This window comes from Pseudomonas sp. SIMBA_041 (assembly GCF_046535095.1).
Lineage (GTDB): Bacteria > Pseudomonadota > Gammaproteobacteria > Pseudomonadales > Pseudomonadaceae > Aquipseudomonas > Aquipseudomonas mucoides.
Genome location: NZ_JAWRXJ010000393.1, coordinates 1 through 266, shown reverse-complemented (window position 1 = coordinate 266; position 266 = coordinate 1). Strand labels below are relative to the sequence as shown.

The window sequence follows — 266 nt, the reverse complement described above, 5'->3', positions numbered from 1 at the left end:
ATCTGCAAAACGTCGAAGACGTGCTGCTGCTGAGCAACGGCGCATTCAACCTCACCGGCAACAGCCTGAACAACACCCTGACCGGCAACGCCGACAACAACGTGCTCGACGGCGGCACCGGCGCCGACACCCTGACGGGCGGCGCGGGCAACGACACCTACATCGTCGACAACAGCGGCGACGTGGTGTTGGAAACCAGCACCCTGGCCGGCGAAATCGACACCGTGCGCTCCTCGGTCACCTACGTGCTCGGCGCCAACCTGGAA

General features: G+C 64.3%; 1 pseudogene. It reads left to right on the top strand.

What is annotated here, in order from left to right:
* A pseudogene (locus SB725_RS31625) lies at positions 1-266 on the top strand (hypothetical protein); the annotation flags it as partial.